Genomic DNA, 17,299 nt, shown 5'->3' on the forward strand with positions numbered 1-17,299 from the left:
TGTGGAAAGCGACACCGTCATTTCGACATTGCCGGCACGAACGGGCTGGCCGGCAGATGCCTGAGCTTGGACAGGCGCAGGTAGGCGATGGCGATGAAGTTCGTGCTCGTTCTGAAGCCGCGTGCGGCGCGCTTGGCCTGTTGCAGCAACCCGTTCATGGCTTCGACGAAGGCGTTGCTGCGGTGATCGACCATCCCGCGCACGACGGCGTCGAAGCGCTCCTTGAGCGTGGCGGCCAGCTTCTTGAACGGCTCGAGCCGGCAGCGCCGCGCCCAGCTCAGCCAGGCCTTGAGGTCGGTTGCGGCCTGATCGAGGCTGTTGTGTGCGCGCGCCTGCGCGTACACCTCGCGCAGCGCCATCTTCAGCCGCCACGCCTGCGCGCTCTTGAGCGTCGAGCGCTGCAGCCAGTGCATGGCATCGAGCTGGCGGAGACTCCAGCTGGCCGGGTTGCGTCGCATGCCCCACAGCAGTTGCCTGAGCGTCTTGCCACCCAGCGCCGATCGCACCTTTCTCGCGTCTTCGGCCATCTCCTGCCGGCGCACCTGGTCCATCGCCTCGATGGCCATCGAGACGACGTGGAAGCGGTCGTAGCTGATCTGGGCCTCGGGCAGCGCCAGCGCCACGCCCTTGAGGTAGGCCGCGCTCATGTCCATGCACACGTGCCGCACCTCGGCGGGATCGCCGCCGTGCACCTTGAGGTCTGCGGCAAAGTCCAGCACGGTCTTGTGATCGCGCCCCGCGGTGGCGAACAGCAGCCGCTTGGCCTCCAGGTCGTGCACGACGGTGATGTAGTCCTGCCCACGCCGCAGGCTGGTCTCGTCGATGCCGACGATGCGCACGCCGGCGAAGTCCTCCAGCGCACGCGCCTGCTCGACGTAGAACTCGATGCGCCGCCACAGCTGCTTGTCGTTGCAGCGCAGCAGCGCCGCTGCCTGGCGAACCGGCAGATCGCGGCACAGAGCCAGCGCCAGCGCCTCGAAGGCGGCGGTGAAGCCCGAGCCCGCTCGCGCCCACGGCACGGCCACCTGCGTGGTCTTGCCGCAACAGCCACAGGCCACGCGCGGCACATCGCAGTGCAGCCAGGCCTCGAACTGGAAGAAGTCCAGGTGCCGCCACGAGCGGCGCATACGGTCGTGCACGGGCTGCGCAGCCGCGCCGCAGGCCGGGCAGGCCAGGCGCGCCTGCGGGCAGCCGATCTCAAAGTCGATGCGGCGCTTGACGGTATCAAGCTTGACGTCCTCGACCACCCATGGCGGCTGCAATCCCAGTGCGCTGGTGAACAGCGCTTCGACCCTGACGCTCATCGAATCAACTCCTCGGCAAAGCCCGCCCCGTGGGCATGTGGACAGGCCGGCAAGCGGCCTGCCCACATGCCCACCGGGCTCGACGACCAGCGGTCATTGTGAATGTCGCTTTCCACACGAAACGACGAGGAACCGCTTCGCGCCTTGCCCACATGTCCACCGGCCCCGACCACCATCAACCATTGTGATTGTTGGATTCCACATTAAACGACGAAGGGCCCGTTTCCTGGCCGGGGTCCATCACCATAATGGGCATGCCCACGAGATCTTCGGTAGATTCAATGGGGTCTCGGCCCACGCGCTCAAATTCTTTGTTGAGTTCCGGCAGAATTTGTCCAAGGAGAAGGTAACTTCCGAGTGGTTGGGGCAATACGCTGACTTCGCCAATGGAGAATGACTTTCCATTGATCTGCAAGGTTTTGTGCGCGTACTTTTCTTTCAGGTAATCGCCCGCTTTCTTTTGCAGAAAAAGCGACACCGGCAACCCAAGAACCAGCATCTCGATGTCTTCCAGGCCGGCGTCATAAATCGATCCCAGCGTCAAAGCCTCGTATTTCGGTGTTCGATACCAGGAGTCTGAAAAATCGGCACCGAATTCTTGGCCAATGATGACGCCGCGCCCGACAAGGAAGTCTGCGCCGTTGACTGAGACGGGGATCACGTCTTGTTTGGCAGTCGATGCCAGGTCGATTTTCGGGTCGGACGTCACGATGGACGGCATGGACTTATTGAGGATGGTGTCCGCATCGAGGCGGCGTGCTGTCTTGGTTACGCCGTAGCCGGCTGACCTCCCGCGGAAAACGTATCCCTTGCTGAGTGATTCAATCCAAGCAAGGAGAACGGACATGACGAAGACGACAAGGCGGGCGCGGTACACGCTCGAGTTCAAGCAAGGGGCCGTGCGGCTGGTCGAGGGTGGACAGAGCATCGCGGCGGCAGCCCGCACACTGGGCGTGGTGGATCAGACGCTGTTCAACTGGGTCAAAGCCCACCGGCAAGGCAAGCTCAAGGGGGCTGACAGCAAGCCCGTCAGCGCCGAGCAGATGGAGATCAGTCGGCTGCGGGCCGAGTTGGCGCGGGTGAAGATGGAGCGCGACATCCTGGGAAAAGGTGAACCCAGAAGCAGGACATCCAGTGAATGTCCTGCTGGGTGAACGCGTACTTCGCAAAGGCAGCGAAGTGAAGTACGCCTTCATTGAGCGCCACCGGCGCGTGTGGCCGATCTCGGTGCAGTGCCGGGTGCTGGAGGTCAGCGTGGCTGGCTACCACGCGCACGTCGTGCGGGCTGCCAGCACGGCCCAGCCACGCCATCTCAGCGACGATGCGTTGCTGGTGCATATCAAGGCCATCCACGCCGAGACCCGCGGGAGCTACGGCTGGCCCAGGACGTGGAAAGAACTGCTGGCCAGGGGCATCCGAGTCGGCAAGGAGCGGGTGCAAAAGCTCATGCAGTTGCACGGCATCCGCGCCAAGGGCAAGCGGCGCTTCAAGGTCACCACCGACAGCAATCATGACTTCCCGATTGCCCCCAACCTGCTTGACCGGCAGTTCACCGTGGCCGAGCCCGACAAGGTCTGGGCGGGTGACATCACCTACATCCAAACCGACGAAGGCTGGCTGTTCCTGGCCGTGGTGATCGACCTGTTCAGCCGCCAGGTGGTGGGCTGGAGCCTGCGCGCCGACATGACGCGCGACATCGTCATCGACGCCTTGCGCATGGCGTGGTTCAAACGTCATCCGAGCAAACAGGCCGGGCTGATCTTCCACAGCGACCGCGGCAGCCAGTACGCTGCGAAGGACTTCCGCGACGTCCTGACCGAGTACGGCATCACCGCGTCGATGAGTCGTCGTGGCAATTGTTGGGACAACGCCTGCAGCGAGACGCTGTTCGGGTCATTGAAGGTGGAGCGGTTGCATGGGCAGCGCTTCAAGACACGGCGCCAGGCGATGGACGAAGTCGTCGCCTGGATCCTCTGGTACAACCGCACCCGGCTGCACTCAACCCTGGCCTATGTCAGCCCGATGCGCTTCGAAGAAAACTGGCTCGCCAACCAACCCAGGCAAGCCAGTGCATGAGTCGGCTATGGGATACGAATTCCAGGGGCAAGGTCAGCGCGCATTTGTACCTTCGAATGCACCTTCTGCGCCACCTGCGCGACTGACAAGCTCAAGCTGATCTGCCCCAACTGCGGCGGTGACCTGGTGCAACGCCCCTGCCGCCCCGCCGGCAAGCTCGAACGCAACCCGCCTTCCACCAAACGGGTACACAACCCGGCCGGTTGCGCAACCACTCCCGCCTGACGGCACGCGGGAAAACTGCGGAGTGGGTTCAGACCAGGCCTGCCCGCCTGCAGCGCCTGTAAGACCGGAGTCCGCCGGCTGACTAAGGGAATCCTTACCCAACACGTCATGCCATGGCGGCCCCTATGCAAACTCACACTCTCCATCACCCTGTCAGTAGCGGCCCCGGTGTTCGCCGCCGACGCCTGCAAGACCGAATCAGCCGCCAACTCGGGGTTTAGCAGGCCGTTGAAAAACCTCGCGAGGATGGCCAGATGCAAGGCGCACGGCGCGCAGCGACCGAGACATATCAAATAGATAGGCGAGGCAGCGCGCACCGTGCAACGCCGTAGATGGCCCACCGCAGTAGTTTTTCAACGGCCTGCTAATGGCGGGAGGGGCACTGCGATGCTGGCTGCGTCCCTGAGGCGGGCACACTTGGCGTCGCAGATGCGCCAAACACACCCGCTACACTGCGTGGCGTCCGCCCTGCTGACCTCGCTGCACCGGAAGGATCCGCTGCGGCTGTGCTGACTGAGCGATGCAACAACTTCAAGCCTTCAAATTCGAACTCAGGCCGAACGGCCAGCAAGAGCGGCAGATGCGCCGCATCGCTGGTTCGTGTCGGGTCGTGTTCAATGAAGCGCTGAACTTGCAGGAGGCGCGCCGCGAGCGTGGCGAGAAGAAACTCGGCTACGCCGGGCTATGCAAGGAACTGACCGCGTGGCGCAATGGTGCGCCTATGCCTTCCGGTCGGGTGGCGCCCTGGCGATCCGATGCGCCTGTCCATCCGCAGCAACAAGCCCTCAAGGACCTGAAACGCGCCTACGCCAACTTCTTCGCCAAGCGGGCCGGCTTCCCGCGCTTCAAGAAGAAGGGCCAGCACGACAGCTTCCGCTATCCCGACCCGAAACAGATCAAGCTCGACCAAGACAACAGCCGCCTGTTTCTGCCAAAGCTGGGCTGGCTGCGCTATCGCAATAGCCGGAAAGTGCCTGGCACGGTCAAGAACATCACCGTGAGCCAGTCCTGTGGCAAATGGTTCGTTTCCATCCAAACCGAGCGAGAAGTCGAGCAGCCGATTCCGAATGGCGGTGCGGTGGGCATCGACATGGGCATCGCCCGGTTCGCTACGCTCTCGGACGGCACGTTCTACGCGCCTCTCAACAGCTTCAAACGGCACGAGACACGTTTGCGCCGTGCGCAGCAGGCGCTTTCTCGCAAGGTGAAATTCAGCAACAACTGGAAGAAGGCGAAAGCCCGCGTCCAGCGCATTCATTCCCGCATCGGCAACGCCCGCCGCGACTTCCTGCACAAGACCTCGACCGCGATCAGCAAAAACCACGCGCTCGTGTGCATCGAGGACTTGCAGGTACGGAATATGTCCAGGTCATCGACGGGCACGACCGAGCAGCCGGGAAGAAACGTTCGGGCCAAGTCCGGCCTGAACAAATCCATCCTCGATCAAGGCTGGTTCGAGTTCCGCCGCCAACTGGATGACAAGCTCCAGTGGCGGGGCGGCTGGCTCATTGCTGTGCCGCCGCAGAACACGAGCCGCACCTGTCCGTGCTGCGGCCATGTGTCGGCGGCCAATCGGCAGACGCAAGCCCGGTTCGCGTGTGTGGAATGCGGTTTCGAGGACAACGCCGATGTGATCGGCGCGATCAATGTGCTAAGGGCGGGACACGCCCGGTTCGCCTGTGAAGTGAGCGGTGCAGTCATGCCGCCAGCAGCAGGAACCCACCGAAGCGACTGCTCAGGGAGCAATCCATGCCGCGCCTGAGCGCCGTAGGAATCTCCAGCCTTTAGGCTAAGGAGGATGTCAAAAAATTTTCCGAATTGCAATTACCCATGTCACTGAAAACACTGCGCTTTCTCGTTTTATCGCTGACCGCGTCTAGCTTGACCTTGTTGGGAGGGTGCGCGGGCTTCGTCCCGGGTGCAGGTCCACGCACTGGGTCGGTCGAACAGGCGCCACAAATCGCATCGCTGCGTGGTATTGAACTGGTCAATGTCAACTATGCGGTTGCAACCGCGCTGCAAAAGGAGAATCAGTCGCGGGCGTTTTCCAGCTTTTTTGCCGAGCAAAAGCTCACCGACTATCACGTAGGCCCTGGCGATGTGCTCCAGGTCTACATCTGGGAAGCACCCCCGGCCATGCTGTTCACGCCGCAGGCGCTCAGTGGCTCTGGTCTGAGCAGCAGCGGTACCGGCACCGTAACCTTGCCCGAGCAAATCGTTGGCAACTCCGGGACGGTCGTCGTGCCCTTTGCCGGCAAGATCGACGTCAGCGGCAAGACCCTGTCAGAGATCGAAGCCGAGATCACCAATCGCCTGCGCGGCAAAGCCAATCATCCACAGGTCATCGTACGTCTGGCGCGCAACAATACGCAGAACATCACCGTTGTCGGCAATGTGCAGCACAGCATGGAAGTGCCGATGATGCCGGGTGGCGTGCGATTGCTGCGCGCCATCGCGCTGGCGGGCGGGGTCACCAAGCCAGTCGAAAAAACCACGATCCAAATTTCGCGCGGTGGCCGCAACATGACCCTGCCGCTGGAGGCGATTTTGCGCAACCCGAAGGACAACATTGCTTTGCAGGCTGGGGATGTGGTCACTGCGCTATACCAGCCGCTGAGTTTCACCGCCCTGGGCGCGATCGGGCGTAATGGTGAGGTGGATTTCGAGGCCAATGGCATCAACCTGGCGCAGGCACTTGCGCGCATCGGCGGCCTTGATGACAACCGATCGAACCCGGCCGGGGTTTTCCTGTTCCGCATGGTGCCGCCCGACGCACTGCCCTGGCCGCAAAAACCGACGACCTTGGTCGACGGCAAGGTGCCAACCATTTTCCAGTTCGATCTGCGCGATCCGGCAACCTTCTTCGTCGCGCAGTCTTTCCCGGTCGAGAACAAAGATTTGATCTACGTTTCCGATGCCCCGGCCGCCGATTTGCAAAAGGTGCTCAATGTCGTGGGCTCGATCGTCTACCCCTTCCAGACACTCCAGGCCTTTGGGGTAATCAAGTGATCCGCCGCGGATAACCGGCCGAGCCGCTCAGTTCGTCGAGGTCGCCAACAGGGCTTGCACCGCATCGCAAGCCACGCGCGCGCCGTCCTCCTGCGCCAGCATGCCTGCTGCGCGCTGGAGTCCATCTGCGATCGCTTGATCTTCCTCGAGCGCCCGCACCGCGCTGGCGATGCGGGGCGCGGTGTAATCGCCGATGTCCAGCACACGCCCCAAGCCACTGCGCTGCGCACGCCGCGCGTTGTCAAACTGATCCCACTCGGACGGCACTAGCAAAGAGGGCACGCCGTAGCGTGCCGCCCATCCCAGCGCGCCAATGCCTGCGGAATGCACAACCAGCGCCGCGTGCCGAAACAGCTTGGCATAGGGAAAGTACCCTGTGACCAGAATGTCGGGGTGGCGCGCAATTTGCGCGTGAAATTTTTTTGCCGCCACGAGAATGGCGCGGCGGCCCATGGCAAGCACAGCCGCGATGCTTTGCTCGAAAAACGCACCCGGGTCGACCCGGGTGCTGCCCCCTGGCGCAAACACGATGGGTGCCGCCCCGGCCTGCGCAAAAGCAACGATAGCCTGCTCCTGGTCATCGCCCCCGAGGAATGGCGGATCGAGCCAGGCAAATCCGGTGGCGAGGGTGTGGCAAGGCCAGTCTTCCTGCGCTGGGGCAAGCGCAGGCGACACCATGAGCAGATTGAGCGCGTTCGAGTACATGCACTCGAACCGCGGATGCCCTGGCAACGCAATCCCCAGTTTGCGGTACAGCCGCGCCTGCGGTTGCATCACCCCTCGAGTCGCCCATCGCGCCAGCGGCAAAAACACGCTCTGCGGCAGTCCCAGGAGGGCTGCGCGCCGTTGCCATGGGTAGAGGTACGGCCAGAAAGGCGCGTCGTGCCGCGACGGAATGGCCAGCGGAGAGGCTGCCGAAAACACCCAGGGAATGCCGACCATGCGGCAGGCAAGCGCGGCGGCATAAGCCAGCTGATTGCCGATCACCAGTTCAGCCTGACGCACCAGAGGCAGGAGGAACTCTAGCTCGGCTTCGAATCGCGCTGGCGCCAGAGTGCCTCGAAGGCGCGCAATCACGGTGGGCGGCTCTGCGGCGGGCCGAGCTGCTCCCGCAGCTGACAACGGATGGTCGCTGAAGCTTTGACATGACAGGCCCATGGTGGCACAGGCCGCTTGACTGCTCTGATCCACGGCGAGCTCAACCGCGTGGCCCCGGTTCTGCAAGGCCTTGGCCAAGGCAAACAGCGGGATCATGTCGCCGAAACCGCCTTTGCCTACCAGCAAGATTTTGGCCATGCGCAAAGAAAAGGAGAGGGATGGAGACTGACTGGAAAATGTGTGGCGGCGGCCGACACCAAACGGCTGCACCGCATGCGCGGCGCGCCAAACGATGCGTGTATCTCGTCCTCGTTACCGTGACCTGCGATGCGATCCTCACGTAAAGGTACAGACAGGTACCAGGTACCGCGTGCGAGACCAAATGGTACCTATTGGCACACTATTTGCTGGCAAGCAACGCGCACCTGTTGTGACAAATCGATTTGACATCCTCCCCAACCTGAGCGCCAGAGAGTCACTGCGCTCAGGCGCGGGGATGAGACCGCCCCTGAGTCGCTTCGGCGTGCGCATCTGACCATCGGGATGGGGGGATAATATGGCGGTGAAATTCGACACGAAAGAAATTTACCTAGGCCAGGACTTTATGCAGCTTGCACTACAACAAGAACTCAGCAGCAAGAACGAACAACATGTCGCAATCATCGGAGTCTCGTTACGTTTGCCCGGCGACCTGACCGACCTTGGCGCACTCTGGGGTGCCCTGATATCAGGAAAAGACCTCGTCACAGAAATCGACGCTTCACGCTGGGCGACGCGGGCGCTTCAGCATCCCAAGCGCAAGGAACCCGGGCGCAGCATCACGTTTTCTGCCGGTGTGCTGTCACAGATCGACGGCTTCGATGCCGGGTTCTTCGGGATCTCTCCACGCGAAGCGGAACTGCTCGATCCGCAACAGCGCCTTTTGCTCGAGCTGAGTTGGGAAGCACTGGAAAGCGCGCAGATCAAGCCTTCGTCGCTCGCAGGCAGTGACTGCGGAGTATTCATTGGCATTTCCGGTCTCGATTACGGCATGCGCATGCTCGACGACCTGGCGGGCATGGGCGCGCACTCGATGACGGGCAACACCCTGAGCATTGCGGCGAACCGCCTGTCGTACACCTACGACCTGCACGGCCCCAGCATGGCGATCGACACTGCCTGCTCATCCTCTCTGGTGGCACTCCACCAGGCTTGCATGGCGCTAGGCACCGGGCAGACCTCGATGGCCCTGGTCGGTGGTGTCAACCTGCTTCTGCATCCGTACCCGTTCGTTGGCTTCACCAAGGCATCCATGCTGTCCGGAACAGGTCGCTGCCGGGCTTTCGCCGAGGGAGGGGATGGCTATGTGCGAGCAGAAGGCGCCGCCATGCTGGTGCTCAAGCCATTGCGACGGGCCGAGCAGGATGGTGACCCGATCTGGGCCGTCGTCCGCGGCACCGGCATCAACGCCGACGGTGCGCGCAAAAGCGGCTTGACCATCCCCAGCCCGACTGCACAGGCGGAACTCATGCGGCAGGTGCTGGAACGCGCCGCCATCGCACCCGACACCATCGATTACATCGAAGCGCACGGTACCGGAACGCGCATCGGTGACCCGATCGAGGCCCAGGCCATCGGCCAGGTCTATGGCAATGCACCGGGCCGGTCGCACCCGTTGCCGATTGGCTCGGTCAAGAGCAACCTCGGGCACATGGAGCCCGCCTCAGGCATGGCCGGTCTGCTCAAGGCGCTGCTCGTGCTGCGCCACCGCACCGTGCCGCCCTCGCTGCATGCGCAGGTGCTCAACTCTGCGATCGACTTTGCCGCGCTCAACATCGAACTCGCACGCCAGCCCACACCGCTGCCGCAGCGCCCCCATCCCCTGCGCATCGGGGTCAATTCGTTTGGCTTTGGCGGTGTGAATGCGCACGTCATTCTCGAGGAGTACCAGACACCTTGCCGTGCGGCAAGCCTGCACCGGTTGCAGCAAGCCGGCGCCCACGACCATCTATCCTGCGGCGACCCTGGATTGCCCGTGCCGCTGGTGCTCAGTGCGCGCGATGTCACAGCACTGCGCGAGCTCGCCGCGCGCTATCACGCCCTGCTGACCGATACCGCCCCCGCCCGGCGAACCCTGATCGCCCAGGCCGCGTGGGAGGGACGGGACTGGCTGGACTGGCGTCTGGCCGTGCCCGATCTGCGCGCCCCCGAGGCGCTCGACGCCCTGCAGCGTTTCGCCGCGGATGGTGTTGCGGCCCCCTTGGTACAGGAGCAGACTCTCCCGATGCCCGGCAAATTGGCCTTCGTCTACAGCGGCAACGGCGCGCAGTGGGTCGGTATGGGGCGCAAGCTCCAGGCCGCATCGGCCCAGTTCCGGCAGATGCTGCTAGAGACTGCGGCCGCGATCAGTCGGCACGGCGGCCCGGACGTGCTGCAAGTTCTGGCTGCAGAAGACGCCACCAGCATGGACAACACGGCGCTGGCCCAGCCTGCCCTGTTCGCGATACAGGTTGCCACCACCGAGTTGCTACGCGGCCTTGGTATCCAGGCGCAAGGTGCATGTGGCCACAGTGTCGGGGAAGTGGCTGCAGCTTGGGCCTGCGGCGCACTCGATCTGGACACTGCCGCGCGGGTGATCGTCATGCGCAGCAAGGCGCAGGCCCTCACCCGCGGAACCGGGCGCATGGCCGCAGTGGGCCTGGGCGAGACCGCCATGCGCGAGACGCTGACCCGCCTGCAGCTCGATGACGTCCTCGAGGTCGCGGCAATCAACAGCCCACGCAACGTCACGGTCAGCGGCAGCAAGGCAGCGCTCGACGCGCTTCGCGAGGCGCTGCGCCCGCAGCAGACCTTCTACCGCGCGCTGGACCTGGACTACGCCTTCCACAGCCGGCTGATGGATCCGATCCAGCACGGTCTGCTCGGTGACCTGGCCGATCTGCGGCTGGACCAAACGCCGACCATCCCGTTTTACTCCACGGTCTCGGCCAGCATCCTGCCCGCCGAGGTGCTCGATGCGAATTACTGGTGGCACAACGTGCGCGATCCGGTGCAGTTCGGCCCGACGATTGAGCGCATGGCCAGCGATGGTTTCAACCTGTTCCTCGAAATTGGCCCGCACGCGATCTTGCAGCGCTACATCGACGAAGTGCTGCAAGCGGGCAAACACGCAGGCCGGGCCCTGCCGACGGCCCGCCGCGACGCCGACGACTTCCCGATCCTGCACCAGGCCGCGCTGCGAGTGGCGCTGCTCGGTGCGCCGGTGGACGCGCGGGCGTATTTCCCCGCCGACACTTACTGGAAGCAGATGCAACTGCCTACGTATGCCTGGCAGCGCCAGCGCTACTGGGCCGGGCACACAGCCGAGAGCTACGCGCTGATCCAGCGAGAACGCGTGCACCCCCTGCTTGGCTACAGGCTCAAGGAACACCCGGCCGCCTGGGAGAACCATCTCGACCCGGTCAGCCTGCCGTGGCTGGCCGATCATCAGGTCGGACATGCTGTGATCCTGCCCGGCGCCGCTTATCTGGAGCTGGCATTGGCAGCGGGGCAAGCCTGGTCGGAGAAAACCCCACTCACCACGGTGGAACGCCTTGAAATCCTCAGCCCGGTCGTGTTCGACGGCGAGCATGCGCAGACGCTGCGCGTTCACCTCAACCCTGTTGACGGGCGGTTGCGTATCGAGAGCCGCAGGCGCCTCAGCCAGGACGCCTGGGCCTTGCATGCAAGGTGCCAACTGCGGCTCGACACCAGCGGTGCAGCACCCGCTGTGCTGGCGCCCCCCGCCGAGCCAACGACCACCCTCGACGGCGCACGCCTGTATGCCATCGCCTCCGCCCTCGGGCTGGACTATGGCCCGGCATTCCGTGGGTTGCAGTCCCTGCAAGTCGCCCCCGACACGCTCCAAGCCCAGATTCGTTGGACGCAAGACGCCGCACCGGCAGCCGGATACGTACTGCATCCCGCCGTGCTCGACCAGTGCTTTCAGTCCGCTTTTGCGTGGTTCGAAGCGGAGCTCGACAGCGGAGCGCGCCCCATGGCCTTCCTGCCCATCGGGATAGACCGCGCCACCGTGCATCACGCAGACGTTGCCAAGCAGGCAACGCAGTTACGTGCGCGACTGGTACGCCGAAGTCCGCATTCGGTACTGGCGGACTTTGTACTGCTCGACGCGGAAGAATGCGTGCTGGCCGAAGCGCACGGTGTGCGCTTTCGGGCGGCTTCGCTCACCACGCAGCCCGCCCTGCCCCGTGCATGGCGCACTCAGTCGCGGCTCGCCCCGCTGGACGGCGATCCCATCCCTGCGCAGCCCATCTTGCCCGTGTCGCGGCTGGTCGAAGCAGTCGAGCAGACCTTCTCCTCAGGTGATCTGACCCCCTATCGGCGCTACGCAGAGGAACTGGCCCCACTGGTGGACGCTCTGCCCTCGGCCTTCGCGCGGGATGCGCTGCAGTCCCTCGCGGCAGAGGACGGCTCCATCGACAGCGCCACCTTGACCGCATTGCGGGAGAGTCACCCGTTGTGGCGATGGTGCCTTGCCGCGTTGCAAGACGACGGCGTGCTGCGGCGTCAGGCTGACTGCTGGATGCTGTGCGCGCACGAGCTTCCACCCACGGCGGCCATTTGGCAATCCGCACTGATCGAGTGCCCTCAAGCCTGGCCCGAACTGCTGCGCATGGCGCGCGCCGGCGACCATTTGCGCAATCTCGCCAAGCCGGGCGCAACCCCGGGCGAGATTCCCGCAGAGCCGGTTCCCCCTGCGCCAGACCGGCCGTGGTACGCCGCCGCGCACCAGGCCGCCGTGCACGCCCTGCGCGCCCTGATCGCGCAGTGGCCACTCAACCGCCGCCTGCGCATCCTGGACATCTCGGCCACCGAACCCAGTCCACTCGACGCACTCGCTGCCGAGCTGCCCGCAGACCGCACCGACATCGTCCGCGCGCGTACATCCGACGCGGCGCTGGCCCAGCTGCGGGCGCGCAACGAAGACGCCGGCCGATGCTTCATCACCCGCATCGACCCCGCCAGCTATGTGATCGACGCCGTGCCCGGCATGCCTGCGCGGTTCGATCTGGTGCTGGTGAATCACACCCTGCACAGCAGCCCGGCCCCGGTCATGGCGCTGGCAGAACTGGCCCGGCTGATGGCTGTCGATGCCCTTCTTTTATTCACGGAACGCTGGCCGGACCGCCCCAGCAACCTCCTCCATGGTCTGGATCAAACCTGGTGGCATGCGCACCACGACGACCTCGTCCCCAGCCTGATGACCCCGCAGGCCTGGACCGAAGCATTGCAAACCACCGGGTGGCAACACGTCCAGAGCATGACCGATACGGTCGCCGGATCGGCCGGCCTGGGCAGCTTTGCCGTACTGGCCCGCGCACCCGCGCCGCCGTCGCACACTGCCGAGTCCACGCAAGCACCCCGGCGACACGCACTCGTGGTACTCGATCCGGTTTGGGACACACTGTCCGGCGCCACCGCCAGCGCGCTGACCCTGCGGGGACACGGCGTGCAAGCAATCCCGCCAGCGCAGCAGCCCGAAGCTGCAACCCTCTGGACCGGCTGCGATGCGGCCATCGTATTCACCCGCGTCCACCCCGCCGATGCACCGCCCGACCGATGGGTGCACGATCTGGACACACTGCGCCGGATGCTGCTGCTCGCCGCCGCACTCGATCAACCGCCCTGCATCTGGCTGGTGACCCATGGCGGCGCGCTGGCCGACCCGACGCAGCGGGGCGGTCACAACCCTGCCGCTGCTGCGCTCTGGGGCATGGTGCGCGTGCTGCGCAATGAGGCCCCGCATTTGCCCCTCCGGCTGCTCGATGTGCCGATCGGGCCAGAACCTGCCGGGGTGAATCTGTTGTCTGCCCGCCTGGCCCACGCCGTCCTGTTCGATGACGGCGAGGATGAACTCAAGCTCACCGCGCAGGCGCGGTGGGCACCGCGGGTCGAACCCGTTGCGCTCGACACGCTCTTGCCGTCGGCGCAGCCCGCGCATGCCCCCGACGCCTGGCGGCTGGATTTCACCTTGCCAGGACAACTGCGCAACCTGTACTGGCAGCCCGTGTCCCGCCGTGCGCCACAAGGCGATGAAGTCGAGATCGAGGCGGTCGCAGCCGGGCTCAACTTCCGCGACCTGATGTACGCGATGGGACTGCTCAGTGATGAAGCGCTAGAGCAGGGCTTTGCCGGTGCGGCGCTCGGCCTCGAAGTCGCCGGGCGGGTGGTGCGCTGCGGGCCGGAGGTCACGCAGTTCAAGCCGGGTGACGAGGTGCTGGCGTTCGCCGGCTCCAGCCTGGCCAGTCATGTCTGCGTGTCCGAGCGCGCCGTGGCGGCAAAACCCGCATCATGGAGTTTCGAGCAGGCGGCCACCGTACCCACCGTGTTTTTCACCGTCTGGTATGCGCTGGTGCACCTGGCCCGCCTGCAACAGGGCGAGCGGGTGCTGATTCATGCGGCTGCGGGCGGAGTCGGCCTGGCAGCCATCCAGGTGGGCAAACTCCTCGGTGCCGAGGTTTATGCCTCGGCAGGCAATGCCGACAAACGACGCTTCGTGCAGCTACTCGGCGCCGATCATGTGCTCGACTCCCGCCGCCCCGATTTTGACCAGGCGCTGCTCGACCTGACCAAAGGCGAGGGCGTGGACGTCGTGCTCAACTCGCTGGCCGGACAAGCCATCGAGCGCAATCTGCGCGTGCTGCGTCCCTTTGGTCGCTTCGTGGAACTCGGCAAGCGCGATTTTTACGAGGACACCCCCATCGGCTTGCGCCCTTTCCGCAACAACATCAGCTATTTCGGTTTCGACGCCGACCAGCTCATGGCGCTGCGGCCAGAGCTCTCGACCCGGGTCTTCGGCGAAGTCATGGCGCAGTTCGCGCAGGAGCGCCTCACACCCCTGCCCTACACCACCTTCCCCGCAGACCGTGTCGTTGACGCCCTGCGGCACATGCAGCAGGGCCGGCATATCGGCAAACTCGTCATCGACCTGCGCGAGCGCCCTGCGCACATCCAGCCTGCGCAGACGGCCCCGCGACTGCGCCTGTCGAGTGATGCAAGCTATCTGGTCACCGGAGGTCTTTCCGGCTTTGGCCTGGCCACCGCGCAATGGCTGGCACGGCGGGGTGCCCGGCATCTGCTGCTCCTCGGCCGGCGCGGATTGGCGACGCCAGACTGCGAGCCCGCACTTGGTGCGCTGCGTGCGCAGGGCGTGCAGGTCACTGTGCTTGCCTGTGATGTGTCCGACCCTGCCGCGCTCGAGCAGACACTCAAGCCAGTCCTGGCTGAGTCGCCGCCGCTGCGCGGGGTGATTCACGCGGCCATGGTGCTCGACGACGCCCTGCTGCCCAATCTGGACGCGGCCCGCTTCGCCCAAGTTCTGGCCGTCAAGCTCGGCGGCGCACTCAACCTGCACGTGGCGACACGCCAAGCCCCACTGGATTTTTTTGTGCTGTATTCCTCCGCCACCGTGATGCTGGGCAATCCAGGTCAGGCCAACTATGTCGCGGCCAATGCGGCGCTCGAGGCCTTTGCCCGCTGGAGGCGCGCCCAGGGTCTGCCGACGCTGGCGGTTGCCTGGGGGCCGATTGGCGATGTTGGGGTGCTCACGACCAACGCGGCGGCACGCGGCGCGCTCGAATCCCGGCTAGGCGAAGCGCCGTTGGCATCGGCACAGGCCCTGGCGGCGCTCGAGCGCCTGCTTGCCACTGGCGCCGAGGGGCTGGCCGTGATGCCGATGAACCCCGCCACACTCCGCCGCAGCCTGCCCGACGCCGCCAGCCAGCGCTTTGCCCAGCTCTGGCGCATGGCAGGCAGCAGCCCAGCGCAGGAAAACGAGACCGATCTGCGCGCCCATCTGGCGCCACTGCCGCCCGAGCAGGCCCGCCAGACCGTGGCAGATCTGCTGGCAGCCGAAGTCGCCGCCATTCTGCGGCTGTCGGCAGACGCCGTGCCGCGCGCACGTTCGCTGCACGATCTTGGGCTGGATTCGCTGATGGCCGTCGAGCTGGGGCTGGCGATCGAAAAACGCTTTGGTGTCACATTGCCTGCCATGCTCATCAATGACAATCCAACCGTCGAACGCATTGCCGAGCGGGTCTACGCCGGGCTGTTTGGCGAAACCACCGCCGATGAGACCTCTGCGCAGGCACAACTCTTGCGTAGCATGGCAGCCCAGCACGCCGAGACAGATCTCGACGCGCAGCAACTGCAGGCGCTGGTCGACGATCTGCACAACAAAACCCAAGGCACCACACGGCTCATCGCATGACCCACTCTGCCGAAGACAAACCGATCCCCGGCCTGGGCAAGGCGGCCCGGCTCGGCCTGCTCGACCGCTTTCGCAACCGTCAGAGCGGCGCAGGCGAGGCCCCGGCACGCGTGGCGGCCAAAGACACCCAGGTGCCCGAGCAGTTCTGTCGCTTCGAGCGTCATCCGGCCTATGAGCGGCTGCTAGTCTCGCAGAGCGCTGCCGAGCGTTTTGGCGTGCAAAGCCCGTTTTTCCGTGTCCACGAGGCCGTAGCCGGGGCCACCACCATCATCGGCGCGCGCCAGTACATCAATTTCTCCAGCTACAACTATCTCGGCCTCAACGGCCACCCCCGGGTCAACCAAGCGGCGCAGCGGGCCATCGATCGTTATGGCACCTCGCCCTCGGCCAGTCGGCTCGTCGCCGGCGAGCGCCCGGTGCAGCGCCAGCTCGAGCAAGCCCTGGCCACGTTTTACGGCGTGGACGACTGCATCGCCTTTGTCAGCGGACATGCCACGAATGTGAGCACCATTGCCACCCTGTTCGGCACCCGTGATCTCATCCTGCACGACGCGTTGATTCACAACAGTGTGCTCGAAGGCGCCCGGCTCTCGGGCGCGCACCGGCGCAGCTTTCCGCACAACGACTGGCAGTGGGTCGACGCGCTGCTCGGCCAGTTGCGCGGCCAGTTCGAGCGGGTGCTGATCGTGGTGGAAGGCCTCTACAGCATGGACGGCGACAGCCCCGATCTGCGGCGTTTCGTCGAACTCAAGGCGCGGCACAAGACCTTTCTGATGGTCGACGACGCCCACGCGCTGGGCGTGCTCGGCGCGACAGGGCGTGGCAGTGCCGAGCACTGGGGCATCGATCCGCGTGATGTGGACATCTGGATGGGCACACTGTCCAAGACGCTTGCCTCCTGCGGCGGCTACATCGCGGGCAGTACCCCGCTGGTCGAGCTGCTCAAGTTCAATGCACCCGGCTTTGTCTACAGCGTGGGGCTGTCGCCGGCGTTGGCCGCCGCAGCGCTGGAAGCCCTGCGCATCGTGCAGGAAGAACCCCAGCGCGTGGCCCGGCTTCAAGCCGTGGGGCAGGAATTTCTGCACCGCGCCAGGGCAAAAGGCATCGATACCGGCCTGTCCGAAGGGCATGCCATTACCCCAGCGATCATCGGCTCGTCGCTCAAGGCAGTGCGCCTGTCCAACGCGCTGCTCGAACACGGCATCAATGCCCAGCCCATCATCTACCCGGCGGTAGAAGAAAAGGCCGCGCGCATCCGGTTTTTTCTGTCCTGCCTGCATGAACCCGAGCAACTCCAGGTCACCGTCGATGCCCTCGCCGCCCTTCTCTGACACCC

At 64.8% G+C, this 17,299-nt stretch carries 8 protein-coding genes and 1 pseudogene; 6 read left to right on the plus strand and 3 right to left on the minus strand.

Annotated features, from left to right (window positions below; genetic code table 11):
* Positions 1 to 17: 17 nt before the first annotated feature.
* Positions 18 to 1,304: an ISL3 family transposase gene (locus ACZ47F_RS12050; RefSeq protein ID WP_464924938.1), complete on the minus strand. Its 1,287-nt coding sequence runs from the start codon at positions 1,302 to 1,304 to the stop codon at positions 18 to 20.
* Positions 1,305 to 1,479: 175 nt separating this feature from the next.
* Positions 1,480 to 2,151: a ParM/StbA family protein gene (locus ACZ47F_RS12055; protein WP_464924939.1), complete on the minus strand. Its 672-nt coding sequence runs from the start codon at positions 2,149 to 2,151 to the stop codon at positions 1,480 to 1,482.
* Between ACZ47F_RS12055 and ACZ47F_RS12060 the strand changes: the two are divergent.
* The 4 genes and pseudogenes from ACZ47F_RS12060 (at position 2,150) to ACZ47F_RS12075 (ending at position 6,614) form a co-directional block, all read left to right on the plus strand.
* Positions 2,150 to 3,380: pseudogene (locus ACZ47F_RS12060) on the plus strand (IS3 family transposase). The gene ACZ47F_RS12055 and the pseudogene ACZ47F_RS12060 overlap by 2 nt on opposite strands.
* 12 nt (positions 3,381 to 3,392) lie before the next feature.
* Positions 3,393 to 3,605 (plus strand): DUF1272 domain-containing protein, encoded by a 213-nt coding sequence (locus ACZ47F_RS12065; RefSeq protein ID WP_464926637.1) that lies wholly within the window; start codon positions 3,393 to 3,395, stop codon positions 3,603 to 3,605.
* A gap of 520 nt (positions 3,606 to 4,125) precedes the next feature.
* Positions 4,126 to 5,367 carry an RNA-guided endonuclease InsQ/TnpB family protein gene (locus tag ACZ47F_RS12070; RefSeq protein ID WP_464924940.1) on the plus strand — a complete coding sequence of 414 codons (1,242 nt, stop codon included), beginning with the start codon at positions 4,126 to 4,128 and terminating at the stop codon, positions 5,365 to 5,367.
* A gap of 68 nt (positions 5,368 to 5,435) precedes the next feature.
* Complete coding sequence (locus ACZ47F_RS12075; RefSeq protein WP_464924941.1) at positions 5,436 to 6,614, plus strand: polysaccharide biosynthesis/export family protein; 1,179 nt, start codon at positions 5,436 to 5,438, stop codon at positions 6,612 to 6,614.
* Between the two features lie 27 nt (positions 6,615 to 6,641).
* On the opposite strand, the gene ACZ47F_RS12080 is transcribed toward ACZ47F_RS12075, so the two are convergent.
* Positions 6,642 to 7,910 (minus strand): glycosyltransferase, encoded by a 1,269-nt coding sequence (locus ACZ47F_RS12080; RefSeq protein WP_464924942.1) that lies wholly within the window; start codon positions 7,908 to 7,910, stop codon positions 6,642 to 6,644.
* A gap of 364 nt (positions 7,911 to 8,274) precedes the next feature.
* Between ACZ47F_RS12080 and ACZ47F_RS12085 the strand changes: the two genes are divergently transcribed.
* Positions 8,275 to 15,963 (plus strand): SDR family NAD(P)-dependent oxidoreductase, encoded by a 7,689-nt coding sequence (locus ACZ47F_RS12085; RefSeq protein WP_464924943.1) that lies wholly within the window; start codon positions 8,275 to 8,277, stop codon positions 15,961 to 15,963.
* On the plus strand, positions 15,960 to 17,294 hold the full coding sequence (locus tag ACZ47F_RS12090) for an aminotransferase class I/II-fold pyridoxal phosphate-dependent enzyme (RefSeq protein WP_464924944.1): 1,335 nt from the start codon (positions 15,960 to 15,962) through the stop codon (positions 17,292 to 17,294). The genes ACZ47F_RS12085 and ACZ47F_RS12090 overlap by 4 nt, the downstream gene beginning before the upstream one ends.
* Positions 17,295 to 17,299 lie beyond the last annotated feature (5 nt).

Source organism: Thiomonas islandica, from assembly GCF_055383445.1.

Coding starts and splice junctions, on each gene's coding strand:
- ACZ47F_RS12050 (WP_464924938.1), bottom strand. CDS start 1,304: ATGAGCGTCAGGGTCGAAGCGCTGTTCACCAGCGCACTGGGATTGCAG.
- ACZ47F_RS12055 (WP_464924939.1), bottom strand. CDS start 2,151: ATGTCCGTTCTCCTTGCTTGGATTGAATCACTCAGCAAGGGATACGTT.
- ACZ47F_RS12070 (WP_464924940.1), top strand. CDS start 4,126: ATGCAACAACTTCAAGCCTTCAAATTCGAACTCAGGCCGAACGGCCAG.
- ACZ47F_RS12075 (WP_464924941.1), top strand. CDS start 5,436: ATGTCACTGAAAACACTGCGCTTTCTCGTTTTATCGCTGACCGCGTCT.
- ACZ47F_RS12080 (WP_464924942.1), bottom strand. CDS start 7,910: ATGGCCAAAATCTTGCTGGTAGGCAAAGGCGGTTTCGGCGACATGATC.
- ACZ47F_RS12090 (WP_464924944.1), top strand. CDS start 15,960: ATGACCCACTCTGCCGAAGACAAACCGATCCCCGGCCTGGGCAAGGCG.